The organism is uncultured Winogradskyella sp., from assembly GCF_963975125.1.
GTDB lineage: Bacteria > Bacteroidota > Bacteroidia > Flavobacteriales > Flavobacteriaceae > Winogradskyella.
Genome location: NZ_CAXBGB010000020.1, coordinates 1 through 24,712, shown reverse-complemented (window position 1 = coordinate 24,712; position 24,712 = coordinate 1). Strand labels below are relative to the sequence as shown.

The following is a 24,712-nucleotide window of genomic DNA, read 5'->3' as shown; positions in this document are numbered from 1 at the left end:
AATTTAAGTAAAATAAATTTCTATGCACTTATTGCATTCTTACATCCTATTTGAATAGTTCTAATATGTAAAATAGAACTAGTAATTGTATTTTATAAATTGATAATCAATCAATTCTTTAAAATAGTATATAATTTTGGAAACAATTAACGGCTCATTCGCTATATTTTAGACTATTTAGCGTTTAAAGAATGTCCTGTGGACATTATTAGCTAAATACGATTAGAAGTTGTATCCAAGCCAAATCATCCACTGGATAATTTGATCTTGAATAGCCTATTGTTTTAGCCAAAATTTTATGAGGCCAAGTTTAATATCGAGATTTTATAAGTTACTGTCTTTTAAATTTATATAAAAAAGAATGAACATTCATTTTTATTTGTATCTTTGTACCCTAAATTAGAATAACATGGCTAAACTTCAAAAAAGCATAGATAAACGTAACGCACTTATAAAAGCAACCATTGAATTAGTAAACAACAATGGTTTTCATGCAACGCCAATGAGTAAAATTGCAAAAATGGCAAACGTGTCTCCTGCTACTATTTATTTATATTTTGAAAATAAGCAAGACTTGGTAAACCAAACTTATTTAGAAGTAAAATCGAAATACACAGATTTTGTTTTTAAGACTTATAATGAAAATACACCGGTTAAAACTGGCTTTGAACTCATCTGGAAACGTATTGCAGAATTTAAAATTAATGAATGTGAATATTCATTTTTTTTAAACCAATGTAATAACACCCCAATAATTGATGAGCCTAGTAGAAAAGAAGGAATTAAGCATCTACAACCCCTACTCGATCTATGGAAACGTGGTAAGAAGGAAGGCGTTATTAAGCCTTTTTCAGATTATATTTTATATGCCTATTCGATAAACCCTTTATCATTTTTAATGATGGCTCAAAAGCAGGACGAATTTCAATTGACCAAAGTACATATTGAAGAAGCATTTCTAACAGCTTGGGACAGTATTAAAATCTAATTATGAAAAAAACTGCAATAATTTTGGGAGCAACAGGCTTAACAGGTTCTATTCTTTTAGAAAAGCTTTTGGATGATAATCGTTATAAAACTATCAAATTGTTTTCTAGAAAAGAAATAGATGGGCTACCCTCAAAAGTAAAACAGTTTGTAGGAGATATTTTAGAATTAGAAAAATTTAAGAAAGATTTTATAGCAAATGAAGTATTCTGTTGCATTGGTACAACAGCAAAGAAAACACCGGACAAAATACTTTATAAAAAAATAGATTTTGGAATTCCGGTTACTGCCGCAAAACTCTCAAAAGCAAATGGAATACCTACGTTTTTAGTAGTTTCTGCATTAGGGGCAAATGCAACAAGCAGTATTTTTTATAACAAAACAAAAGGTAAAATGGAACAAGCTGTGCTTTTAGAAAAAATTGAAAAAACACACATTTTACAGCCTTCTATTATTGGAGGTAAGAGACAAGAAAAACGTATTGGAGAAAAAATTGGATTGGTTGTATTTAAACTTCTACAACCTTTATTTCTCGGAAAATTAAAAAAGTATAGAATTACAGAAGCTGAAGATATTGCACAAACTATGATCGTCTTGGCAAATTCAAATTCAACAAAAACAATATTAACATCAGATCAAATAACAAAAATTTAAACACAATTATTAATAAAGAATATGGAATTATTAGATAAATTAAATTGGAGATATGCTGCAAAAGCAATGAATGGTGAAAAAGTGTCAGAAGAAAAAATTGAACGCATTTTGGAAGCAGCACGTCTGGCTCCGACATCAAGTGGTTTACAACCTTTCGAGATATTTGTAATTAAAAACCAAGAGATTAAAGAAAAAATTAGACCAATAGCTTGGAACCAATCTGTAATTACAGACTGCTCTCACCTACTCGTTTTTGTTGCTTGGGACACCTATACGGAAGATAGAATTAACTATATGTTCGATTTAACAAATGAGATTCGCGGGTTTAAAAACGAAGGCTGGGAAAACTACCGTCAAATGTTATTAAAAATGTATCCGCAACAAGATGCAGAAGTAAACTTTAATCATGCTGCTAAACAAGCATACATCGCATTTTCACAAGCTATTACAGCTGCTGCTTACGAAGGTGTAGATGCAACACCTTTAGAAGGTTTTGACGCTGATAAGTTAGATGAAATATTAGACTTAAGAGCAAAAGGTTTGCGTAGTGCAGTAATGTTACCAATTGGTTACAGAGATGCCGATAGCGATTGGTTGGTAAATCTTGTAAAGGTTAGAAAAAGCACAGAAGATTTAGTAACAGTAATTGAGTAATTTTTACACTATAAGAAATTAAAAAAAAGAAGATGAACAATTTCGATTTTCAAAATCCTACAAAAATTATATTTGGTAAAGGCCAAATAGAAAACCTTGCCAATGAGATTCCAGAACAAGCCAAAGTATTACTACTTTATGGTGGAGGAAGTATAAAAAAGAATGGTATTTATGACCAAGTAAAAACGGCTTTAGATAAAGTAAATGTGATCGAGTTTGGAGGTATTCCTGCAAACCCAGAATATGATACATTAATGGAAGCTTTAAAAGTAATTAAAACCGAAAATATTACCTATTTATTAGCCGTTGGTGGTGGTTCCGTAATTGACGGAACTAAATTTTTATCTTCCGCAGCTTTATATAAAGGTGATGAACCTTGGGATATATTAACTAAAAATATTAGAACTGAAAAAGGAATGCCTTTTGGAACTGTGCTAACATTACCAGCAACAGGTTCTGAAATGAATTCTGGAGCTGTAATTACAAGAGCAGAAACAAAGGAGAAATTCGCTATGGGAGGTCCTGGTTTGTTTCCACAATTTTCAATTCTAGATCCCGAAGTTGTAAAATCAATTCCACAACGTCAATTGGTAAATGGTTTAGCAGATGCTTTTACGCATGTTTTAGAGCAATACATGACCTATCCAATTGGAGCTTTATTACAAGATCGTTTTGCTGAAAGTATTTTGCAAACTTTGGTTGAAATTGCACCAACTATGTTAAAGGATGAGTTTGACTATAAAGCAGCTTCTAATTTTATGTGGAGTTGTACCATGGCATTAAACGGATTAATTCAAAAAGGAGTACCTACAGATTGGGCGGTTCATGCTATGGGTCACGAGCTTACTGCTTTATTTGGTATAGATCACGCAAGAACATTAGCAATTATAACTGAAAGTCATTACAAATATAATTTTGAAGCTAAAAAAGAAAAATTAGCACAATATGGTGAGCGTATTTGGAATATTACTGAAGGAAGTATCGGCGATAAAGCCTATACTGCTATCGAAAAAACAACTGCATTTTTCAAATCTTTAGGAATCGACACAAAACTGTCTGATTATACTAACGATTACGAAGGAACAGCAGAAGAAATTGCAAAACGTTTTACAGATCGTGGTTGGTTAGGACTAGGAGAACATCAGTCGTTATCACCAGAAAAAGTTGAGGAAATTGTAAAAATGGCTTATTAATTTTAAATATGAAAACAATAAAAATAGTAGCATTAGTGCTAACAGTACTTACGGCATCAAGTTGTAAAGAGACAAAAAAAGAAACACCTTCTGAAAAAGTTTCAGAAGAAATAATTGAATTAAAAAAAGAAAATCAAATGAAAATATTATTTGTATTAACATCTCACGATAAATTAGGGGATACAGGAAAGAAAACAGGATTTTGGGTTGAAGAATTTGCAAATCCATATTACACGCTATTAGATAAAGGAGCCGTTATTACTATTGCTACACCAAAAGGAGGCGCTGCACCAATAGATCCGAGTAGTGATTCTCCAGATGCTGCAACAGAAGCTACAGAACGTTTTAATAAAGATGCAGAAGCAAAAGAAAGAATTGCAAACACAAAAGTATTGGCTGATATAAATCCTGATGATTTTGATGCTGTGTTTTATCCAGGAGGACATGGACCGTTATGGGATTTAGCAAACGATGCTACTTCTATTGCTTTAATTGAAAAATTTAATAGTCAAGAAAAACCAATTGGTTTTGTATGTCACGCACCAGCAGCATTAAAAAATGTTAAAAATGCAAATGGAAATCCGTTAGTAAAAGGTAAAAAAGTAACAGGATTTACAAATAGCGAAGAAGCTGCAGTTGGTCTTACAGAAGTAGTACCATTTTTAGTAGAAAACATGTTGAAAAAAGACGGAGGAATCTACTCTAAACAAGACGATTGGGCAGCTTATGCTATTCAAGATGGAAATTTAATTACTGGTCAAAACCCAGCTTCATCTGAATTAGTTGCAGAGAAACTGTTAGAAAGTTTAAAATAATCTCATAATTTTAAATCTATAAAAGGTTATCCATTATGGGTAACCTTTTTCTGTTTTTAGACATTATTCAGGAATTTGTTTCGATGTATTATTTCTGTTTTTAGATTTTCTTTCTAAAATCCAATTTTAATATCTGTTTCCTTTTTGTTTTTCTTGTTTTTAAAACAATGAGCTTTATGCTAAAATATCTGTGGATAATTATTTAACTTTTTTTACCCATTCCACACATATTACGCTTCCCTCCTACGTCGCGTCGCATAAAAAAAGTGTTCCATTAACTTTAGTAAGAGAAGATTTGAGAAGAAATTTTTTAATGAAAACTATAGTAACCACTTTCACTTTTTCCAAAGCTCAAGTTAAATAGCGCGGTACATTATAGGATGGTTTTTATTAGTTAGTCATAGTCAACATTTTTAGCCAAAACTTAATGATATAGTATCCCTTTGATATTTATTTCTTTTTACATGTATTAATAAAAAAATAGGTTTTACCTCATAACTTCATCCTATTATCTTTAGAATCTGTATCTATTAATTTATTGTATGGGTCTATTCCTATTTCTGTAGGTTTTTGGTTTACGATTATGGTCATTTTGTTATGTATTGAAGTTATTTTATGCTTTTGTAAATACAATACAATTTCTTTCTTTTTACCATCAATTTCTTCTTCTCCAAAAATTCCTATATCAATGTAATCTGATAAAGGCAGAGATAACTTAGGACTTTTCATCGTTTCTGTTTTATAAAAAATGGAATCTATTTGGTTATCACTATAAAAGCGAATTCCATTTTTACCACTTCTATATTTACTTACATTAACAGTTATATCTACCTTATAAGTACCATTATTTAATGCTTTAGTTGTAAAATCAACGACCTCATTTTCATAGAGTGTTATAGTTTCAAACATATCTTTAATTGCATAATGTAAAGAATCTGGCGTTACTTTTTTAATGTTTTCAACCAATTCAATTGAAGTGGGATATGGTGGTCCTTTAAACTTATTCTTTTCGATAAACTTGCTTAATGCAGTATTCAAGTTTTCTTCACCTATTAAATCACTAAAGGCATAAAACACAAGTGCTCCTTTAGAATAACGGATATACGATTGACTGTTCATATACATTAAGGGGTCTTCACCGATTGACTCATTTTTGCGCCCTCTTAGATAACGGTCTAAAGCATATTTTAAAAAAGTATGCATATTCTTTTTTCCATATTGATGTTCTAAAGTTTTTAATCGTACATATTCCGATACACTTTCTGTTAATATTGAGGAACCTAATACATCAGCTCCAATTACTTGATGTGCCCACCACTGATGTGCTACCTCGTGAGAAGTCACACCAAATGCATAGTCTATTCCTCCTACATCGTTGTCATCTACATCAGCTATAAAACCATGACTTTCTGAAAACGGTATTGTATTGGGATACGATTGTGCAAAACTTCCATAGGTTCTAGGGAATTCAATTATACGTACTTGCTTGTGTTGATACGGACTAAAATTTTTAGAATTATAAGTTAATGAGGCTTTCATACCTGCCATCATTCTATCTAAATTATATTCGTGGCCTTTATGATAGTAAATCTCTAAAGCAACATCGTTCCATGTATCTTTTTTTACTTCGTAGCGTGCTGAATTAAACGAATAGATGTTTAACATTTTTTGGTCCATCTTATAATGAAAATAGTGCCTATCGTCATCGAACCATTCTTTTTGTAAATATCCAGGTGCAATCGCAATTTGATCTAAAGAGGTACTTAAAGTAGCTTCAAAATCTATCCAATCTGCATCTTTTGTCAATTCATTTGTTCGCAAAGCGGTAGAATCTGATGGATGTGGCTTTAATGCTACACTTGGAAGGCCATATTTTTTACGCACTTCATTGTCTGTCAACCCATTTCCATTATAACCAAATGTAGGTGCCAGCTTAAAACTATTAAGAAATGTGCCATTTTTTAATACTGGAGAATTAGTATTAAGCAAGGTATTGGGCTTGTTTTTGATAGTGAAATTTAATCGAATACTATCTCCTGGTTGTAATGATTTTTTTAAATGATACATATTAAACCTAAAAAGACGGTCTTCAGAAACTAAAGTATTTGGTGTATTAAACTCAAATGTGCTTGGATAATCGTTATGTTTTAAAAAGAGACTGTCAATAGCACCTTTGGTTTTATTTACTAATAGATAGCTTCCTTTTAGATTAAAGTCTAATGTCTTCGGAAATATATCTAAATCAATTTTTACTGAAACAATTTTTGGTTGTTCATACTCTTTGTATTTGGTGTACTTTTTCTCTAAGGCTACTATAATTTGTTCTCGTTCCTTGGCTGAAATCCTAGTATTTATTACATTGTTTTCATAGTAAATGCTGAAACCCGTACTTAAGAAAGCTATAAGAATGATTCCAAATCCTATTGCTGTCTTTTTTGTTAACCTCAATTTTGCTATGGATATACGCTCGCTAAACGAAAAGGACAAACCTCTTATAAAAAATAAGCCTGCTCCTATTAAAAGTAAGATTCCTGATAATAGCCAATAAAAATTATAAATGAAGTTACTTGATAAATAATTGCCATAGCCATTCATGTCTGAATAACGATAACCAGTTCCTTGATTGAAAACAAAAATGGATTGCTCAATACCAATATATCTCAGTAAAGAGGTACTTACAGTTAGGAAAATAATAATTAGTATAAATAGGCCTATATAAGGGTTTTTAATCAATGATTGTACAAATACCGCCAACATTGCCCAAAGCATATAGTAAATAAAGTTGAGTATATATAATTCAAATAGATAATGGCTGATTTCAAAATTATAATATCCCTTATAAATTTGAAAAGAAAGTGCAGTAATTAAAATAACAGTTAACATTAAGAATTGCATTTTAAATAATGCCAATAATTTTGATAGTAAAATTGACCAATTTGGTATTGGTGTTGTATCTACAAGTAAGTGTATATTTGAAATTCTTGCTTTGTGTGTAAGAATTCCTGCATATAAAAAAGTATTAATAATTATGGCCAACTGGAAAGCCTCAACATAATGTAACATTCTCCAAGTTACTGGGAATCTTGAAGTTCCTCTAAAATTTGCACCTCCTATATAATCAACTAATAAAATGATTGTACATACGATAAGGATAGCAATAAATGGGATACTTTTAACAATGTATTTAAAATCGATATTAGATTGTTTCCATGTTATTTTTAAGTAATGAATAGTAGAAAAAGTTAAAGCTACTTTAGGTAATTCGACCCTAGTAATACTGCCAAAATTATTTTTAATTACACGCTCCCCTTTTTGTTTTTTAAATGAAAATGATATCGGATGTTGATTAAATTTAAAATAGTTGTAAACAAAACCAAAAATAATTGTAGCAATGCTTAACCATAAAATTCTGTTATAAATAATGAGTTTTTTTACTGGTAGAAATAGCTCATTCTGTTCTGCAATAGTCCAATATTTTGTATAAAAAATTGTTGCAGAAGCACCTGTGGGTTCAAATAAGGCTATAATAGTTGCATAGTCTGGATTAGATAAAAGACTTAGCATAGTTGTTTGCATTAACAACAGAATTATAAAAACAATAAAACCCGTTATTACTTTTCTAGTAAACACAACAACTGCAAAAATGATTGCTCCATATAATAGAATATTTGGTAGTATATAAATTAAATATATTTGGATATAGGACATAAATTGAAATGATCCAATAATATTTTGATTAGTTCCTGGCAGTCTAAATCCCACATACATGCCAATACCAACTATTAAAACTATAAGCGTTACTATAGTAACAGCACTTAAAAATTTAGCAAATAAATAATTGGCCTTAGTAAAAGGATAGGAATGTAAAATTGTATTAATTCCGCATTTATAATCTCTATAAACCGATAACCCAATTATTGAAGGAAATAAAAAGAATATTAAACCTGTTAATGTGCTGAACATATTTTCAATTCTCATTGGCGAATTGGCTATGATCGTAGATCCTGTAGTTGTACTTAAATTATCAAAAATCCCAGCTTTTGTAGCTGCAATTAGTATTGACATTATTAAAAAAAATATGATATATATATATAATGAAGGGTTTTTAAACCAGTATTTTAATTCGTATTTGAATATTTTAGTAAACATAATTGTATTTTTTAAGTTTATTCCTACAAATTCAAACTGTCCTTAGACTTGTATCAACTAGTTGATTTATGAATAATTAAATTAGCAAGGTGTTCCATTTAAGAGCATTCAAAACAACAGATTATACCATTAATAGTGATCACTTAAGATATTTTAAAAAATTATTCCGTTAAGTAAGCACTTTCTCGTCTTGCTTTAAGGTTATAAAATAGACATCGTCTAATTGTGGCACTGCCTCTTCAAAGTCTTTGCCTGGTTTTATGGTTGAATGGATTCGAATATTTAAAGAATTGTCTTGATTATATATAGAGGATAACACATCATACTTATCCTCCATTACTTCTAGCGTTTCACGCACTATATTAGTTGTCCAAATTTGACCATTAAGGGCTGTAGTAGCTTCTATGGGTCTGGTATGCTTAAGAATTCGTCCGCCATTTAAAATAGCCATTTCATTACACAATTCTTTCACGTCATCAACGATATGAGTCGAAAAAATCACAGTACTATTTGTCCCAACCTCTCGTAATACGTTTAGAAATCGTTGTCTTTCTGCCGGATCTAAACCAGCTGTCGGTTCATCTACAATAATTAGTTTGGGACTGTTTAATAAGAGTTGAGCAATGCCAAAACGTTGTTTCATTCCTCCAGAATAACCATCTACATATTTTTTACGGACATCATACAAATTAGTTATTTCTAATATTTCTTTCACTAATTTTTGTCTATCCAATTTAGAACTAACACCTTTCAAATTCGCAAAATAATCTAATAATTTTTCTGCCGACATTTTTGGGTAAACACCAAAGGATTGCGGCAAGTAGCCCAATATTTTTCTTAAAGACAATTTGTCTTCTAAAACGTTAATATCACCAAAAGTAATCGTTCCGGCATCAGGACTTTGTAACGTAGCTATGGTACGCATTAATGAAGATTTTCCTGCGCCATTAGGTCCAAGTAAACCGAACATTCCTGTACCTAATTCAATGCTTACATTATCAATAGCTTTTACTCCATTTTTATAGGTCTTTGTTAAATTTTTGATGATTAATTGCATAATTGTTCGTTTTTTGATTAATAATTCGGGTGATGAAGCCCTTACCTGTTTTTACTTGATTTAAATTAAAGGTCTTTTTTAGGGAAATGAAAATATGATACTGAAAATGAAATAATAAGTAGGCTAATTGCCATTATGGATAAGCTAAATGATTGGTTAAAATCTTCAAGAACAAAACCTCTAGTTCGATTTAATAAAGTTTGTAATAACTGCGGGATTATCATAGAAAAAAGATAAAATCCCAGCGCTACCATAAAGCTAAAACGGTAATATGCAAAATAAAATAGAGCCAAACTAAATATTAGATTCATCCAGACTATACTAATTATAGTACTGCTTAACGCGTATTTTGGATCTGATTTTAGAACTTTCATTAAAACATTAAATACTATAACCCAGATAAGTAGATTAATAGCAGAAATTAATAAAGAACTTAAAAACCGTGATGTAACCATTGCTTTTCTTGATACAGGCAAACTAGCTGTTTGTATCCATACACTTTTATTCTTAAGTTCAGGCAAAAAAGGGACTATGATTGTCAAAATAATAAATGAGCTGGAGCCTCCAAACATACGATCTAAATGTGTATTAATGAATATCATAAACATACCAACAACCAATGCAATCACAGAGGTAATTATAATACGAGCTCTATATACACTAAAATCTCGAAAAATCAATTTTAATACCATTTGTAGATTCATAATTCTTTATTTCTATAAAGTTTTTTAGATAGAGTTAGTGATCCGTATAATAACAGCAAAAAGCTCCCGATTATACTCATCAATATCAAGTAAACATTTTGATTTAATATCCATTGCCAAGCTCTTTGGATGAAATAAGAGGGATTATGTATTTGGCAACTAATAATAAATATAACAAGAATTAAGAATTGAATTACACAATGAATTCCGACCCCTTTAGTCAAGCCAAACTTAAAGTAAAGCGGATACGCATAGCTTTTGAAAAGTAATAATATTATAAATATGGATAGCCAAACGATTGGGTTATATATGATTTTCAATTCAGAATTATTTAATTCACCAAAGAAATAACTCACAATTTGAACACCAAGAAAATGTACTGATAGCGCAAGTATTATTTGTACAATAGAGCTAGTGTACTTGGCTATAACAATTTGATTTCTTTTAACTGGTAGGCTTATAAATAATTCGTCTGTTTGGTATAATTCATCAATTATCATAAATAGTAGGGAAACAGCACTACTGCTCAATAGTACTACTATAAAATATATAACAAGCTCCGGATCAGCTCTACCGTTTTCTTTAAGCACTATGTATGTGAACACAACACTTGCAAAAAACAGAATGGCTAATCCCCATAATTGATACATCCAGTTAGCTCGAAAGTCTTTTATGATTAGTAGTCCTGTTTTCATCAGACAGTTTTAGATTTTAGGTTATTGTAAAACATAATATCTTCCAAGCTAGCTTTATCATAAATAGCTTTATTACCAAATATTTTTTTCGATTTATTTACATTATCAGTAAGTGCTTCAAAACCAAATTCATTCTTTCTAATACCAACAAATCCTTTTTTAGAATCAGTATTCAAAAGATCATTTCCACCTTTGACGATAGCATAATTCTCAAAGACTTCATCTTTAGTTTTTGAAAAAACTATTTTCCCGTTTTGTACATAGGTGATATAATCAGCCACTTGTTCAATATCGCTAGTAATATGTGATGAAAATAGTATTGATTTGTTTTCATTTTGCATTAATTCCCTAAAAAAATCTAGTAATTCTCGCCTTACAACTGGATCTAGTCCTGAAGTTGGTTCATCCATAATAATGAAGTCTGCGTGATGAGATAAAGCAATAGCAATAGCACTCTTCATCGCCATTCCCTTAGAAAATTTTCTTAGTTTTTTATTCAGTGGCAGTTCAAAACGATTAATAATTGTATTGAAAATTGTTTCATCCCAATTATCATAAAAAGGTGCAATTGTATTTTTTAGTTGCTTTAAATTGAGATGTTCGTAATACTTGGGTGTATCATATACAAATCCGATTCGTTTTTTAGCTTCAATCTCAAATTTCTGATGATCTTTTCCAAATATTTTGATGTCTCCACTCTGCTTGATTATAAGATTCATGATGATTTTTATTATGGTAGTTTTTCCAGACCCATTAGGTCCGATTAGTCCCATAATATATCCTTTTGGTAATGAAAAGTTAACGTCATCTAAACGGAAATCACCATAGTCTTTGGAAAGGTTGTATATGTCTAATGTATTGTTCATTAAATTCTTTTTAATAGAATATTGATTGTTATTAGTTTAATTTTATTCGTCATTCTCATTATAGAGAATAGTTAACATCTCTTGTAGCTCCTCAAATTTTATTCCTAATTTTTGTGCTTTAGTAACTGTCTCTGCCATTAAATCTTCGATAGATTTCATCTTTTTCTCGCGCAACAGTTCTTTATTTTGAGTTGCAACAAAAGTTCCTTTTCCTCCAACAGTATCTATAAATCCTTCTTTTTCGAGTTCTACATAAGTACGTTTGGTAGTAATTACACTAATGTGAAGCTCCTTTGCTAGTTTTCGAATAGATGGCAGTCCTTCTCCTTCTTTAAGATCACTTGAAATAATCTGAGCCTTAATTTGCCTACCTATCTGCGCATATATAGGCTCTGAGGATGAATTTGAAATAACTATTTTCATTTACTATAATTACTTTATAATTGTCTATACAGTTAATAGTGTATATACTGTATATGCGAAAATATAAATAATTATTGAGTAATTAAACATTTTAATGAAAAAATGGGAAGCTATATTTATAAAACAAATTTATAGATAAAGAAAAGCGCCATTATAAATAGGTTTTTACTATTTTATTAAAGGTGGTCAAAAAATATTAAAATAAAATTGATTGTAGGGAAGGGAGTCAGATAAATATTGAAGAATATAAAATTCTAATTAGAAGGATTTATAAAAGTAATGTAGAATTCATTTTCCATTCCTAAAATATTATACTTCTCTTCTAACATGTCTTATTAAAATTTTGGTCGCCTTATTTCTTGTTTAATAGAAAACATAACTCATTAATTTATAATAGAAACCTTGTGAATAAAGCCCATATTATCCCAATGCACACTATTTAGATAGCAAAATCAATCATATTGATGATTTACATGCGTATCTTATACCTTAGAAAATAGTATAGATAATCAGAAGAATTTAAGAGTACGCTTATTAAAAAATTCAAGTTTTTAAAACTGTTCTCGTTTTTTTTTATTTAAAAACCACTTGAACAGATATTAGATTAGGCATTACAACTCAAAATTAAAACGAAATAGACTATTTAAATAACACTAACCCGAACCTTCTTTTTCTTCAAACGTACATTATTTAATTTGCCAACCAAATCATCCGCAATACTAACAGGTACAGCTACAAAGGCACAATCTTGTTTTAGTTCAATAACACCTAATTGGTCTTTAGTTATATTGCCTTGCTTAAAAAACAAACCTGCAATATCACCTTTAGAGATTTTATCTTTTCGTCCTCCAGAAATAAATAGGGTTATCCAAAATGGTGGTTTAATATCACCCCCTTCTTTAATCCGAATAGTTTGAGATTTTCCAACAAAATCAGGAAACACTTCGCGATCGCCTTTTATTAAATAAGCCGTTCCTTTAGAGTTTACTCTGGCTGTTCCTCCATTTCTATGTGTGTATTCTTGAATTGCTTCAGGCATTTCGTAATGTATAATATATTTCATTTCTGGGATGTCAATGCCACGAGAGGCTAAGTCACTAGCAATAAGTACAGACACACTACCATTTCTTAATTTTATTAAAGCACGCTCGCGATCGCGTTGTTCCATACCACCATGAAAACACGTGTGTGCAACGTTCTTTTTATCTAAGAAGCGACTTAAATCTTCGAGACGCTCTTTTTTATTACAAAATACAATACCAGGATCACTACCAACATGGTGTAATAAATCTACCAAAGTGTTGTGTTTGTTTGCCGATGGTGAAACTACAGTCTTCAATTCGAGTTTAGAACTTGGTTTCTCTGTTAAGAAATTCAAGGTTTTAGCACCAACCATATTTAAATATTTAGGTATAGAAGAGCCAGGTGTTGCAGACGTTAGTATGCGCTTAGTGACATTGGCCAAATAACTCATAATCTGTTTCATCTCACCTTCTGCTCCCACTTCTATAGAAATATCAAACTCATCAATCACTAAAGTTTTAATGTGTTTGGTAGTAAAACGTGCTTGCTCAAAATGATCTAATAGACGTCCTGGTGTACCAATTAAAATGAAAGGTGTATGTTTTAGTTCAATCTTATCTTTGGCAATAGAACGACCTCCATAAATGGCATTGGCTTTATAACCAGAACCCATATTTCTAATAACGGTTTCTATTTGAATGGCTAATTCTCTAGAAGGCACAATAATTAAGGCTTGTACGTCTTCACTTTCAGGGTCTAACTGTTCTAATAATGGTAATAAAAAAGCCAAAGTTTTCCCAGTACCTGTTGGTGACAATAGTATGGTTTTCTCGTTTTTATCAATTGCTTCCATGGCTTGTTCTTGCATGGGATTGAGCGCGTAAATATTCAACTTTTCGAGAATCTCTTGTTGTTCTTTTATGCTATTTGCCATAACTATTCCTTATTTTTTCTTTTAAAGTCGAATGATTTAGGACTTTTCGTAAGAATTATTTTTTTAATTCTCGGGCAAAGGTAAGAATACCATTCTTGGGAATTAAACAAAATAAAAGCAACATCTCTAAAAGATGCTGCCTTTATAATGAACTAATAATTATGGTCAGGGTTAATTTGTAATCAATTTAGATTTATTTCCTTTTTTAAGTTTTACAGTGTATTGGAATTTTGCATCACCTTCATTAGAATATATGATTGTGCAATTACTCTTATTAAAAGACCATCCAGGAAATTCTTTAACCAATTGGCTAATTAAAGCATTAGGAATTCTTACATATTCATAATACTCCTCAGAACTTAGAATTGTTCCGTTATGATCAAAAACAGCTTTAATATAATTTTCATTGGCCTCAAAAACCACATCATAGGTTATAGTTTTGTTATTGCTATAGATAGCGTCTTTTGTAACATCATAATCTGCCGCGATCTTTTGCAATTTCTTAATAAAGTTCTATTGAACCATACCTATTTCTTATTTTTCTTTTTCTTAGAATTGTCTAATTTTGGTGTAGCCAAAGTTGTTTCTTCTAATTGATGTGCCAATACTTTTTCTATCAACTCTTCTTTGGTTAAATGATGAAAAATGGTTCGGATATCTTTTCTCAAGCTTTCAGAAATATTACGATTCGGTTTGGTCTTAAATATTTTTTTTGCCCATAACAAAGCTTTATTTTCTTCTATACTTTGTGCATCTGCTTTTTTGTGTTCTTTAAAACTGATACCTAATTCGTCTTCAAATTCAGCTATATCAATGACTTCTTCTTGTTGTAGAATAGTTATTGCTAAACCCTTTGCTCCTGCTCTTGCTGTTCGGCCGCTTCTGTGTACATAAGCATCATAAGTATCTGGTAAATGGTAATTTACCACATAAGCAATCTCCTTAACGTCAATACCACGAGCCGCCAAATCGGTAGCCACTAAAATATCAATATGACCTTCTCTAAACTGACCCATTATCCGATTACGAATACCTTGACTTAAACTTCCATGAAGCGCTCCAGATGAAAATTTATTAATAGCTAAATTCTTTGCCAGTTTATTTACAGCTGCTTTTGTTTTACAGAATATAATACCACGTTGTCCTTCTTTTTTATTTAAGAAATGTAGTAAGACGTCTAATTTTTCTATCGGCTCTACAACCACATACCGATGGTCTATACCTTGATGCCCAATTGTTTCCATATCAGCTTCTATATGCACCACCTTCTTAGACATATAATTCTGTACCAATTGTTTTATAGTGCCAGGCATAGTCGCTGTAAACAATAACGTACGCCTTGCTCTTGGGATTTCTTTAATAATAGCATCTAGGTCTTCTTTTAAGGCACTCACCATTTCATCAGCTTCATCTAAAATAAAATACGTAATATCCTTAATATTAATAGCGTTACGTTTTACCAAGTCAGTCAAACGACCTGGTGTTGCTACCACTATATGCGTAGTACTTTGTAAACGTTCTATTTGTGGTTTAATAGGAATACCACCACAAACTGTAGCAATAGAAATAGAAGGTGTATGCACAGCAAAGGCTACGAGATTTGTATAGATCTGTTGACCTAATTCTCGTGTTGGTGCTAATATAACCGCTTGTATATTGCTATTCTCAATATCGATTAATTGCAGTAAAGGCAATCCGAAAGCTACAGTTTTTCCTGTTCCTGTTTTTGCCAAAGCTACTACATCTTCGTTTTGATGTAATACCAACGGAATTACTTTTTCTTGAATATTTGTAGGAACAGTAATCTGCAAATTAGCGAGGCCTTTTTGTAGATTTTCATTAATCCCTAAATCGGAAAAACGTTTTGACATAAAAATAATTTTGGTAAAGGTAACAATACTGTTCTATTGAATGTGATAAAGAGTAGTGTTAACGTTAGTTGAGAAGTTAAAAACTTTAAGAAACAAAAAAACCATCAATTAAGATGGTTATATATAGTGTTGTTAAATTTTACTTTTTAACCACTCGCACATTTGTAGCGATTAAACCTTTTTTGCTTTTTTCTACGTCAAATGTAACTTTATTGTTATCTCTAACTTTGTCTATGAGGTTTGTTGTATGCACAAAAATCTCTTCTTCAGAGTCTTTAAGGGTTATAAATCCAAATCCTTTTTTGTAATTAAAAAATTTTATGGTACCTTCTTTTGCACCAGTTCCTTTCTTAGAACTAAACATTTTTTTTATTAAATTTTTAAACATCATTTCTGGTCTTTATGTTATTTATTTAAGATTACAAAAATAGTATAAATAATAGGGTTTGTAAAAAATGTCTTAAGTTATAGTTGTTTCTTTCTCAAATTTATTTTAATGGAAATATGAATCCGTATCTTAGCTCGCATAATTTTTAGCATTAAAAATAGTGCAACAGATAAAATCTTACTTAGATCAAATTGCTACCATATCTCAATTAGATTGGGATTTTTTTATGTCTAAGTTACAGCGTCGAGTGATTAAAAAGAAAGCGATTTTTTTAAAAATCAATGCTATAGAAAATCATATCTCATTTATTGAGACTGGTGTAGTGCGTTTATTTATTCCTAAAGAAAACCCAGAAAAGGAAATCACATTTGGTTTTAGCTTTAAAGACCAGTTTATTAGTGCTTATGATTCGTTCTTAACACAAAAACCTTCTGCGTATCAATTACAAGCACTTACAGAAACGACTATTTTAAGTATTACCTATAACGATCTGCAAGCGGTTTATAACAATACCCAAATTGGAAACCTAATTGGTAGATTAACAGCAGAACGTCTCTTTCTAATAAAATCTAAGCGAGAGCAAAATTTATTAAATCTTACAGCAGAAGAACGCTATACTAAGCTGTTTAAAGAGCGTCCCGAACTTATAAAAGTAATTCCGCTGAAATACATCAGTTCTTATATTGGTGTGACACCACAAGCTTTAAGTAGAATTAGAAGACGTTTATAAAAGGCATTTTAATTGATTTAGGTTCATTGTTTATAATAGAACATCAAATTATCTTTGCCAAAAAAATTATGGAGGTTGTTATTTTTGTTTTAATGCTTTGGTATGGAGGCTTATTTTTTCAGTCATTCTTTTTGCATCGATATGCAGCACATCAGGTCTTTACAATGTCTAAAACCATGGAGCGCTTAACTTTTATTTTTACATGGGTTTTTCAAGGTTCAAGTTACTTAAGCGCTTATGGTTATGGTGTTATGCATCGTATGCACCATGCCTATACAGATACAGAAAAAGATCCGCATTCTCCATCGTATGATACTAATGCATTTGCGATGATGTGGAAAACAAAAACCATTTATCAAGATATTAATAAACAACGAGTTTCAATAGACGAGCGTTTTACTAAAAACGTACCACAATGGAAAGGGTTTGATAGATTTGCAAGTTCGCGCTTTTCGAGATTGCTCTGGATAACACTTTATATTTTATTCTTTGTATATTTTGTAACTGCATGGTGGCAATGGCTATTATTACCAATAACGTTTTTAATGGCACCAATACATGGTGTAATTATTAACTGGTTTGGTCATATTTATGGCTATGTAAACTTTAAAATGAAAAACACCAGTAAAAATCTCTTTCGATTTGACTTTTTAATGATGGGTGAAGGTTATCATAATAATCATCATGAGAATGCAAGCAGAGCTAATTTTGGTGTAAAATGGTATGAGATTGATACCACCTACATCATCATAAAACTTTTGGATACTTTTGGTGTTATACGGTTAAAACCAATAAAGACTAAGGATTAATTATATAAATAAACATAAAAAAGCCCATCAAATTTTTGATGGGCTTTTATAAAACTAGAAGTATATGTATTAGATAACTTTTACGTTTACCGCATTTAATCCTTTTTTACCTTCTTCTAAATCGAATTCAACTTGGTCGCCTTCACGAATTTCGTCTACTAATCCAGAAATGTGTACGAAGTGATCTTTGTCAACTCCTTCTTCTGTAATGAATCCAAAACCTTTAGCGTCATTGAAGAATTTTACTGTTCCTTTACTCATTGTAATGTAATTTAATTTATAATACTAATTGAAAAGCAAAGATGCTACCATTTTTTTGATTTATACCCTTTTACATTGATTTATTTCTAAATAATTATTTGATTAATCAGTAAATATCTAATTGCAGTTAAGAATTTATAAATGTTTAATCTCTTGTCTCAACATAAATAAAAGTGATTATTTCTCTGATTGTATAGTGTCTTTAAATATGTTTTTCTTGTTTTTAGCTATAATACACTCATTTGTTTCAAATTCGTTTATAAAAGATGAAATGTAATACTGCAACTGAAATTTGACGATGTTGAGTTGACTAAGGTTTTTATAGAATAAGCAGTCCTAACCTATTGAAATTAATAAGTAGTATAAAAAAAGCCAACTCAGATGAGTTAGCCTATATTACTGTTAAGTAAGCGGTTCAAAATAATATCTTATTTGGTTTTAACTTCAGTAGAAGCCAATACAATATTTTTTTCCGCGATTAATAAATCATCCACTTGCTTTAACTTCATAATTCTTGCAGGATCACTCTTCTTAGCAATTTGTTTACGACAACGCTTAGTTAATAATGGGTCATTATCAAATAGAAATGTCTCTAACTGATATGCTTGTTTTGATGATTCTTTAATTAATGGAAATATTTGCTGCAACTGATTATAACGCCTATCGTTGCCAGGTACAAAGGTGTAAAATGTATATCTGCCATCAGTATCAGTTTTTACCCAACTTCTATGGAATACATAACGTCTATCACCTTTATTTCTCAGTTCAAAATCACCATTTTCATTAGGTTGTTCAATAAATAGGATAACATTCTTTGCGGGTGTTACTCCATCGCTTTCGTATATAATACCAGTTAATTTTAGTTTATTTGATTTAGACCTATATTCAGGAATGGTATCAGTATTAGTTAATTGATTTTCTAAACGATCATAAATAGGACTTTCCTTATCTGAAATAAGTGTTTCCATCTGAGCATTTATAGGATTTAATGCACTGTATAAACAAATAACACAAAAGATTGAAAGTAGATTTTTCATAGGTTAATAAATTTTGGGAATACCAAAAATCCAAGATTCATACTATAATCCACTAAAAAAGACATGAATGCATAGATTTTACGATGAATTGAATGCTTTTGCAAAAAATGCCGATGAAATACTGTTCCTTATCTGTGAGTTTTCATAAATAATAAACGCAGAACAATAAAAATTTAATGGATATAGAGTGAAAAAGGGCAAGTAAAAACTTTACTATGAGGCTTCAATTAAAATATGAATTTTTGAATATAATTTAACCTATTCAAAACAGTAAAATTTGATTGCTAAAAAAGCAAAAAAAAATAACGTGTAGATACTTTTTTTGCCTAAAATCTATAAATTTAGTTTGTTATTTAACTCTTTTTTGTGTTTAAATCTGTCATATTTATGTTAAATTTCAATAGCGCGTTTCGTCGATTAAATATGCTTTTAATCCACTATTTACGCAATTTATCTATGATATATGTATTTAAAGTGTTAAATAATTTTACTAAAAAAATGATATTTTAATTGTTTTATTTAATTAATTGTATAGATTTGTTTCAATAAGATTAATTAAAAATGATGAACATGAAAACAAAATTCACTCTTTTTAGCGCTATGTTTTTTCTAATAATAAACATAGGTTTTGCACAGAAAAAAGGAGAATCTCAGAGTATAATTAGTGGTAAAGTAAACATTGCTAAATATCACAGTAGAGATAATTTAGAAAAAATGAAAAAAGGTGATTTACTTGTTTTATATATAGAACGTATAGAAGTCATCGTTAATATATTACCAAATATAGCTTTTGCAACAAAACCTGGTATAACTATGGAATCTCTAGGAATTCCTGAAACTAAAGACAATAAGAAAGCTTTAAAAGAAAATATAGAAGCATCAGACACTTATTTTGAGAGCACTATTAAGTTTCAAAAGAAAATATTGCCCTACTCGGATACTACAGATTTAATTTCTGCCATATTGTTTTATGAATCTACATTAAAAACACTACACACCTACGAAGACTTTAAGAAAGATTAGTTAGTTTTTATAGTTTTTATTTATTAAAACCTTGACTATTTTTAGTCAAGGTTTTTTAATTTCTTTACATTTTAAACAAACAATTGATTAGCAAGTAGTTATTCTTAAATGCTTATTTATTGTAAATTACTATAATTTTGTAGGAAAAAACCTAAATACATCACAAAATAGCGTATTTTATCGATAATATTTGTATTTCGTAGGTAAAATTTTTATATTTGAATTCAATAGTTAAAAGTAATTAATCTAAACAAACGAATCTAACGACTATGAAAAATTTCACTTTAACCGCACTCATCTTTTTTTTACTAATTGGTAATACTTTTGCACAGCAAGAAAAAGGAATAATTGGCTATAACAATTGGTTAAATTCTTGGACAGAGTTTAAACCAAATCAGAAGGATTATAGCGAACCGACTCAAATATTAAGTGGTAATATTTCTCAAGACATACAATTATCTAAAAGCAATACATACCTATTATTAGGTGACGTGTTTGTTACAAACAATGCTACACTATCAATAGAACCTGGGACAGTAATCCTTGGTGATTCTAAAACTAAAGGCTCTCTTATAATCAGTAAGGGATCTAAAATTATCGCAGAAGGTACACAAACCGACCCTATTGTTTTTACATCTAGCAAGAGTGATAAAAAACCTGGAGATTGGGGAGGCATCTTTATATTAGGTGATGCGCCTACAAATCTTTTTGGAAACAAAACTGCTATAGATTATGGTTTACGTCCTTCATCTTTTGAAAGTATCAGTTATGGAGGTGAGAATCCTCTCAGTGATTCTGGTAGTTTAAAATTTGTAAGAATAGAATATGCAGGCAAAAAAACCAGAAACTATGGAAATTTTAATGGACTTACATTAGCAGGTGTAGGTCTAAAAACCACACTATTTAATGTAATGGTAAGTTATTGTGAAGGAAATTCATTTAATATACTTGGTGGTGAACTTGTACTAGTTAAAATGGTGTCTTTTAGATCTAGTAAGAATGACTACGAATTTAATAATGGTACACAATGTAATATTGTTAATTCTTTAGCAGTTAGATCTCCTTATGTGTCTAGCGCAGATGGATCAAGATGTATGTACGTTTCGTCTTATGACGATATTGAAAATGTAGATTCTACTAAGAATTCAACTTATGTTAGTGCAGAAAACTTAACCTTGGTTAATATTTCAGATGATTTAGATTCTGATATTAAAATTGGTTTAGTGCAAGAAGCTATCTATATAGGAGAAGATGCTTCATTTACAATTGATAAAAGCGTTATTTCTGGTTTCAATCCAGCTGTAATTTTAGACGATAAAATTAAAATTAATAATGAGAACTTGGAAAAAATAGCGTTTACTAGAACTTATTTTAATAATTGTGAAGGAAATATTTTTCGAAAAGGTTATACCAATAATGATGATTTAGAAAGTTGGTATGGCAGTAGAGCTTTTAACAACTTATATTCTAAAGGACCAGACTATGAAACATTCATAGAAGCTGAAAGTGCAAAATATCCAGATTTTAGATTAAGAGTGAATAAAATCATTGCTTCTAATGATCTTATTGAAGATGAAGACTAAAACAATATAACTTTCAATTACAATAAAATCATTTGGATTTATTAGCAAAATACCTCAATAAATAATGCTTATAGAATAGATAATTACAATTACAACCGCATGTATAAAATCACTATAGTAAAAAGACTTTTTTTGCTTTGCTTACTAGTTCTTGCTTTGCAAGAGCATGTAGGCGCTCAAATAGTTATTGGCACGCCTAATTTAGGGTTTAGCCAGGCTTGTGCCAGTGAGTCATTTAATACTTATAGCACTACTTTTGTCTTTTCTCCAGAATCTCAATTAAACGCTACAAATCAGTTTACCATAGAACTCTCAGATGCAGATGGTGTTTTTTCTGACCCAACAGTTGTATTTACTTCTGCAGCCGGATCCATAACGACATCTCCAGCAATGCTCGGTTTTTCATTACCCGAAACTACAGCAGGAGAAAATTATAAAATTAGAATTAAAAGTAGTTCACCAGTTGCTACAAGCTCAGGTTCAGAAAATTTTGCCGCATATTATAAATTGCAAGATTCGCCATTTACTATCAATAATTTAGTGTCAACAGGCGCTTATTGTACAGGTGGAAGCTATCTTTTAACTATTGATAATCCGGGTACAGGAGCTAACGATTCACCTCTACTCTACCCAAGTCTTACTTTTAACTGGTATAAAGAAACGAGCTCCACAACATCTGTTTTTGTTGACGAAGGTTCTTCTTTATCAGTAAATGTTGAAGGTACCTATTTTGCCGAAACTAATTATGGATCTTGTACATCAGATTCGTTTTCAAATCGTGTTACCATTAGTGAAGCAACTTCTGGTGAGGCCGATATTACTATTTCTTCAAGTTTAGGAAATCCATATTGTCCTGAGCAAGGTTTAACGACTTTAAATACCATAGGCGGAAATAGCTACATGTGGTTTAAAGATGGAGTCATTATACCTGATGCTACGGCACAAATGTATCAAACTAATGAGTCAGGCAACTTTTCTGTTCAAGTAGATTTAGGTGACTGTTCAGCTTCAGGATCAATAGATTTAGTAAGTGAATTATTTGATAGTTCACTAAATGTTGATGAAGTAAATATAATTGAAGATGGAGAAACCTTAATGGTAACCGTTACAACGACTGCAAATAATCCAGAATTTGAATGGTATTTTAATAACTCATTAATCATAGGAGAATCAACAGACACATACCAAGCAACAGAATTTGGTGATTATAAAATTGTCATTACAGAAACGGTAGGATGTGCAGCATCAAAGGAATATGTGTTTGTGGTACAAGAAGAATTTGATCCTTTTCCAGATGTACCTAAGATTCCTAATGTTATCAGTCCTAACGGAGATGGCATCAATGATACTTGGACTATTCCCCAACAATATGTCACTGGCACAAATACAGAAGTTCAAATTTTAAATGATCGTGGCCAAGTAGTCTTTCAAACCATTAATTATCAAAATAATTGGCCAGAAAATGCATTAGATCTAACAAACGTTAACGTTTTATATTATTATATCATTACGACTGCAGATCTAAAAACAAAACTAGGTTCTATAACGATAGTAAAGTAATATGAAAAAGTATCTTTTGACCATATTAATAATATTCTGTTTTGTACAGATGGTCTTTCCTCAAGAAGATGATGGTGTGGTTTCTTTAGACTTACCAATAAGAAACTCATTAGTGTTTAATCGCTATGCTATTAACCCAACATTTAGCTTTGTTAGAGAGCAAAATAAGTACTTTAATATTAGCAATAAAAAAGAATGGACGCAGTTTGAAAATGCACCAGAAACTTATATAGCCAGTTTTTCTGGTCGTTTTTCTGAAAATGTTGGTGCTGGATTAGCTGTGTTTCAACAAAATTATGGTGTTTTAACGACATTTGGTGGCTTATTAAATTTCGCTTATAATGTAAAGTTAAATACAGATAGTAACTTAACATTTGGACTTAATGTCGGAGCCTATAAAAGTGGCATAAATATGTCTAATGTAATTACAAATTTTGATGATCCTGCATTACAAAACGTACCATCAAATTTTTTACTTACTGTAAATCCTGGGATTAACTATGGTACAGAGTTTTTAGATTTTGGTGTATCAGTAAACAACCTTGTTCTATATAATTTAGAGTCATCTATGCTTATTGAGGACAATCCAAAACAAGGTATACAGGCACATGTGATGCATACAGGCTATTTTAATGGTCGAGGTTTTTTCGACGACACTAAGTTTACAACCATACTTAGATCAGAATTCAGAAAAGACGAAACTATTATCTCTGGACTCGCTATGATAAATGTTCCTAAAGGGCTTTGGCTACAATTAGGTTATAATAATGTGTATGGTGTTTCTGGAGGAATTGGACTAAATATTACAAAGCAAATTGCTTTAGAATATAATATAGAAAAATCTATAGGAGAATTAGTAGAATTTGGATCCTCTCACGAAATTACTTTGGCTTACAGATTTATAGCTAAAAAGAAATATGTATATAGTGGAGATGAAAAAGTAAGTGGATTATTTTCTAAAAAAAGAAATGCAGTAGCAGAAATGTCGCAAGAAGAGCTTGAAGGTATCAGAGAAAGAGCTGTAAAAAGAAGAAAGCAAGCTAAGTTAGACATAGAAGACGAAGAGAAATCTAAACTTGAAGCAGAAGCTCAAGCCAAAATTGATACTGAAGAAAAATCAATACAAGAAGCTGAATCTAAGGCTAGGCTAATAGCAGAGAAAAAGGCTAAAGAAGAAGCTGATGCACTAGCTATATTGTTGGCAGAACAGAAAGCCAAAGAAGAAGTTGATGCACAAGTTAAGTTGTTAGCAGAACAGAAAGCTAAAGAAGAAGCTGATGCACAAGTTAAATTGTT

23 protein-coding genes are annotated in these 24,712 nt (G+C 30.7%); 11 read left to right on the top strand and 12 right to left on the bottom strand.

Going from position 1 to position 24,712, the window contains the following annotated elements; all coding sequences use genetic code 11:
* The first annotated feature begins 409 nt into the window (after positions 1-409).
* From AAC053_RS04680 to AAC053_RS04660, 5 genes are read left to right on the top strand one after another with little or no spacing between them, the layout of a single operon-like run.
* Positions 410-988, top strand: a complete 579-nt coding sequence (locus AAC053_RS04680; protein ID WP_339753415.1) for a TetR/AcrR family transcriptional regulator — start codon at positions 410-412, stop codon at positions 986-988.
* A 2-nt stretch (positions 989-990) separates the two neighbouring features.
* Positions 991-1,641 (top strand): NAD(P)H-binding protein, encoded by a 651-nt coding sequence (locus AAC053_RS04675; protein WP_339753412.1) that lies wholly within the window; start codon positions 991-993, stop codon positions 1,639-1,641.
* A 21-nt stretch (positions 1,642-1,662) separates the two neighbouring features.
* Positions 1,663-2,295, top strand: coding sequence for an NAD(P)H-dependent oxidoreductase (locus AAC053_RS04670; RefSeq protein WP_339753409.1), 633 nt, complete (start codon positions 1,663-1,665; stop codon positions 2,293-2,295).
* Positions 2,296-2,327: 32 nt separating this feature from the next.
* A complete protein-coding gene (locus AAC053_RS04665; protein ID WP_339753406.1) occupies positions 2,328-3,488 on the top strand; it encodes an iron-containing alcohol dehydrogenase in 1,161 nt (386 codons plus the stop codon).
* A gap of 8 nt (positions 3,489-3,496) precedes the next feature.
* Positions 3,497-4,303 (top strand): type 1 glutamine amidotransferase domain-containing protein, encoded by an 807-nt coding sequence (locus AAC053_RS04660; RefSeq protein WP_339753403.1) that lies wholly within the window; start codon positions 3,497-3,499, stop codon positions 4,301-4,303.
* Between the two features lie 492 nt (positions 4,304-4,795).
* On the opposite strand, the gene AAC053_RS04655 is transcribed toward AAC053_RS04660, so the two are convergent.
* From AAC053_RS04655 to AAC053_RS04610, 10 genes are all read right to left on the bottom strand, one after another.
* Positions 4,796-8,368 carry a M1 family aminopeptidase gene (locus tag AAC053_RS04655; protein WP_339753400.1) on the bottom strand — a complete coding sequence of 1,191 codons (3,573 nt, stop codon included), beginning with the start codon at positions 8,366-8,368 and terminating at the stop codon, positions 4,796-4,798.
* A 253-nt stretch (positions 8,369-8,621) separates the two neighbouring features.
* Positions 8,622-9,509 carry an ABC transporter ATP-binding protein gene (locus AAC053_RS04650; protein WP_339753398.1) on the bottom strand — a complete coding sequence of 296 codons (888 nt, stop codon included), beginning with the start codon at positions 9,507-9,509 and terminating at the stop codon, positions 8,622-8,624.
* Between the two features lie 65 nt (positions 9,510-9,574).
* Positions 9,575-10,213, bottom strand: a complete 639-nt coding sequence (locus AAC053_RS04645) for an ABC-2 transporter permease (RefSeq protein ID WP_339753395.1) — start codon at positions 10,211-10,213, stop codon at positions 9,575-9,577.
* A complete protein-coding gene (locus AAC053_RS04640) occupies positions 10,210-10,908 on the bottom strand; it encodes an ABC-2 transporter permease (protein WP_339753393.1) in 699 nt (232 codons plus the stop codon). The genes AAC053_RS04645 and AAC053_RS04640 overlap by 4 nt, the downstream gene beginning before the upstream one ends.
* The gene (locus AAC053_RS04635; protein ID WP_339753391.1) at positions 10,908-11,774 is read right to left on the bottom strand and encodes an ABC transporter ATP-binding protein; all 867 of its coding nucleotides are present in this window, start codon (positions 11,772-11,774) and stop codon (positions 10,908-10,910) included. Before AAC053_RS04635 ends, AAC053_RS04640 begins: the two co-directional genes overlap by 1 nt.
* A 42-nt stretch (positions 11,775-11,816) precedes the next feature.
* On the bottom strand, positions 11,817-12,197 hold the full coding sequence (locus AAC053_RS04630) for a GntR family transcriptional regulator (protein ID WP_339753389.1): 381 nt from the start codon (positions 12,195-12,197) through the stop codon (positions 11,817-11,819).
* Positions 12,198-12,840: 643 nt separating this feature from the next.
* On the bottom strand, positions 12,841-14,154 hold the full coding sequence (locus AAC053_RS04625) for a DEAD/DEAH box helicase (RefSeq protein WP_339753387.1): 1,314 nt from the start codon (positions 14,152-14,154) through the stop codon (positions 12,841-12,843).
* 171 nt (positions 14,155-14,325) lie between these two features.
* A complete protein-coding gene (locus tag AAC053_RS04620; protein WP_339753385.1) occupies positions 14,326-14,652 on the bottom strand; it encodes a hypothetical protein in 327 nt (108 codons plus the stop codon).
* Positions 14,653-14,681: 29 nt separating this feature from the next.
* Complete coding sequence (locus AAC053_RS04615) at positions 14,682-16,025, bottom strand: DEAD/DEAH box helicase (RefSeq protein WP_339753383.1); 1,344 nt, start codon at positions 16,023-16,025, stop codon at positions 14,682-14,684.
* 139 nt (positions 16,026-16,164) lie between these two features.
* On the bottom strand, positions 16,165-16,389 hold the full coding sequence (locus AAC053_RS04610; RefSeq protein WP_339753381.1) for a cold shock domain-containing protein: 225 nt from the start codon (positions 16,387-16,389) through the stop codon (positions 16,165-16,167).
* A 184-nt stretch (positions 16,390-16,573) separates the two neighbouring features.
* On the opposite strand from AAC053_RS04610, the gene AAC053_RS04605 reads away from it, so the two are divergent.
* Both AAC053_RS04605 and AAC053_RS04600 read left to right on the top strand, forming a co-directional pair.
* Positions 16,574-17,143, top strand: a complete 570-nt coding sequence (locus tag AAC053_RS04605; protein WP_339753379.1) for a Crp/Fnr family transcriptional regulator — start codon at positions 16,574-16,576, stop codon at positions 17,141-17,143.
* 68 nt (positions 17,144-17,211) lie between these two features.
* Positions 17,212-17,952, top strand: coding sequence for an acyl-CoA desaturase (locus AAC053_RS04600; RefSeq protein ID WP_339753377.1), 741 nt, complete (start codon positions 17,212-17,214; stop codon positions 17,950-17,952).
* A gap of 69 nt (positions 17,953-18,021) precedes the next feature.
* Here AAC053_RS04600 and AAC053_RS04595 read toward each other — a convergent pair whose 3' ends face one another.
* The gene (locus AAC053_RS04595) at positions 18,022-18,213 is read right to left on the bottom strand and encodes a cold-shock protein (RefSeq protein WP_339753375.1); all 192 of its coding nucleotides are present in this window, start codon (positions 18,211-18,213) and stop codon (positions 18,022-18,024) included.
* Positions 18,214-18,641: 428 nt separating this feature from the next.
* Positions 18,642-19,250: a hypothetical protein gene (locus AAC053_RS04590; protein ID WP_339753373.1), complete on the bottom strand. Its 609-nt coding sequence runs from the start codon at positions 19,248-19,250 to the stop codon at positions 18,642-18,644.
* A 570-nt stretch (positions 19,251-19,820) separates the two neighbouring features.
* On the opposite strand from AAC053_RS04590, the gene AAC053_RS04585 reads away from it, so the two are divergent.
* The 4 genes from AAC053_RS04585 to AAC053_RS04570 all read left to right on the top strand — a co-directional run.
* Complete coding sequence (locus tag AAC053_RS04585; protein ID WP_339753370.1) at positions 19,821-20,273, top strand: hypothetical protein; 453 nt, start codon at positions 19,821-19,823, stop codon at positions 20,271-20,273.
* Between the two features lie 269 nt (positions 20,274-20,542).
* The gene (locus AAC053_RS04580; protein WP_339753368.1) at positions 20,543-21,856 is read left to right on the top strand and encodes a hypothetical protein; all 1,314 of its coding nucleotides are present in this window, start codon (positions 20,543-20,545) and stop codon (positions 21,854-21,856) included.
* A 132-nt stretch (positions 21,857-21,988) separates the two neighbouring features.
* Positions 21,989-23,416 (top strand): gliding motility-associated C-terminal domain-containing protein, encoded by a 1,428-nt coding sequence (locus AAC053_RS04575; protein WP_339753365.1) that lies wholly within the window; start codon positions 21,989-21,991, stop codon positions 23,414-23,416.
* Between the two features lies 1 nt (position 23,417).
* On the top strand, positions 23,418-24,712 hold a 1,295-nt coding region (locus AAC053_RS04570), incomplete at its 3' end, for a PorP/SprF family type IX secretion system membrane protein (protein ID WP_339753363.1).

What these genes read in the sequence shown, in the direction of transcription:
- AAC053_RS04680 (WP_339753415.1), top strand. Translation starts at nt 410, where the DNA reads ATGGCTAAACTTCAAAAAAGCATAGATAAACGTAACGCACTTATAAAA.
- AAC053_RS04675 (WP_339753412.1), top strand. Translation starts at nt 991, where the DNA reads ATGAAAAAAACTGCAATAATTTTGGGAGCAACAGGCTTAACAGGTTCT.
- AAC053_RS04670 (WP_339753409.1), top strand. Translation starts at nt 1,663, where the DNA reads ATGGAATTATTAGATAAATTAAATTGGAGATATGCTGCAAAAGCAATG.
- AAC053_RS04665 (WP_339753406.1), top strand. Translation starts at nt 2,328, where the DNA reads ATGAACAATTTCGATTTTCAAAATCCTACAAAAATTATATTTGGTAAA.
- AAC053_RS04660 (WP_339753403.1), top strand. Translation starts at nt 3,497, where the DNA reads ATGAAAACAATAAAAATAGTAGCATTAGTGCTAACAGTACTTACGGCA.
- AAC053_RS04655 (WP_339753400.1), bottom strand. Translation starts at nt 8,368, where the DNA reads ATGTCAATACTAATTGCAGCTACAAAAGCTGGGATTTTTGATAATTTA.
- AAC053_RS04650 (WP_339753398.1), bottom strand. Translation starts at nt 9,509, where the DNA reads ATGCAATTAATCATCAAAAATTTAACAAAGACCTATAAAAATGGAGTA.
- AAC053_RS04645 (WP_339753395.1), bottom strand. Translation starts at nt 10,213, where the DNA reads ATGAATCTACAAATGGTATTAAAATTGATTTTTCGAGATTTTAGTGTA.
- AAC053_RS04640 (WP_339753393.1), bottom strand. Translation starts at nt 10,908, where the DNA reads ATGAAAACAGGACTACTAATCATAAAAGACTTTCGAGCTAACTGGATG.
- AAC053_RS04635 (WP_339753391.1), bottom strand. Translation starts at nt 11,774, where the DNA reads ATGAACAATACATTAGACATATACAACCTTTCCAAAGACTATGGTGAT.
- AAC053_RS04630 (WP_339753389.1), bottom strand. Translation starts at nt 12,197, where the DNA reads ATGAAAATAGTTATTTCAAATTCATCCTCAGAGCCTATATATGCGCAG.
- AAC053_RS04625 (WP_339753387.1), bottom strand. Translation starts at nt 14,154, where the DNA reads ATGGCAAATAGCATAAAAGAACAACAAGAGATTCTCGAAAAGTTGAAT.
- AAC053_RS04615 (WP_339753383.1), bottom strand. Translation starts at nt 16,025, where the DNA reads ATGTCAAAACGTTTTTCCGATTTAGGGATTAATGAAAATCTACAAAAA.
- AAC053_RS04610 (WP_339753381.1), bottom strand. Translation starts at nt 16,389, where the DNA reads ATGTTTAGTTCTAAGAAAGGAACTGGTGCAAAAGAAGGTACCATAAAA.
- AAC053_RS04600 (WP_339753377.1), top strand. Translation starts at nt 17,212, where the DNA reads ATGGAGGTTGTTATTTTTGTTTTAATGCTTTGGTATGGAGGCTTATTT.
- AAC053_RS04595 (WP_339753375.1), bottom strand. Translation starts at nt 18,213, where the DNA reads ATGAGTAAAGGAACAGTAAAATTCTTCAATGACGCTAAAGGTTTTGGA.
- AAC053_RS04590 (WP_339753373.1), bottom strand. Translation starts at nt 19,250, where the DNA reads ATGAAAAATCTACTTTCAATCTTTTGTGTTATTTGTTTATACAGTGCA.
- AAC053_RS04585 (WP_339753370.1), top strand. Translation starts at nt 19,821, where the DNA reads ATGAAAACAAAATTCACTCTTTTTAGCGCTATGTTTTTTCTAATAATA.
- AAC053_RS04580 (WP_339753368.1), top strand. Translation starts at nt 20,543, where the DNA reads ATGAAAAATTTCACTTTAACCGCACTCATCTTTTTTTTACTAATTGGT.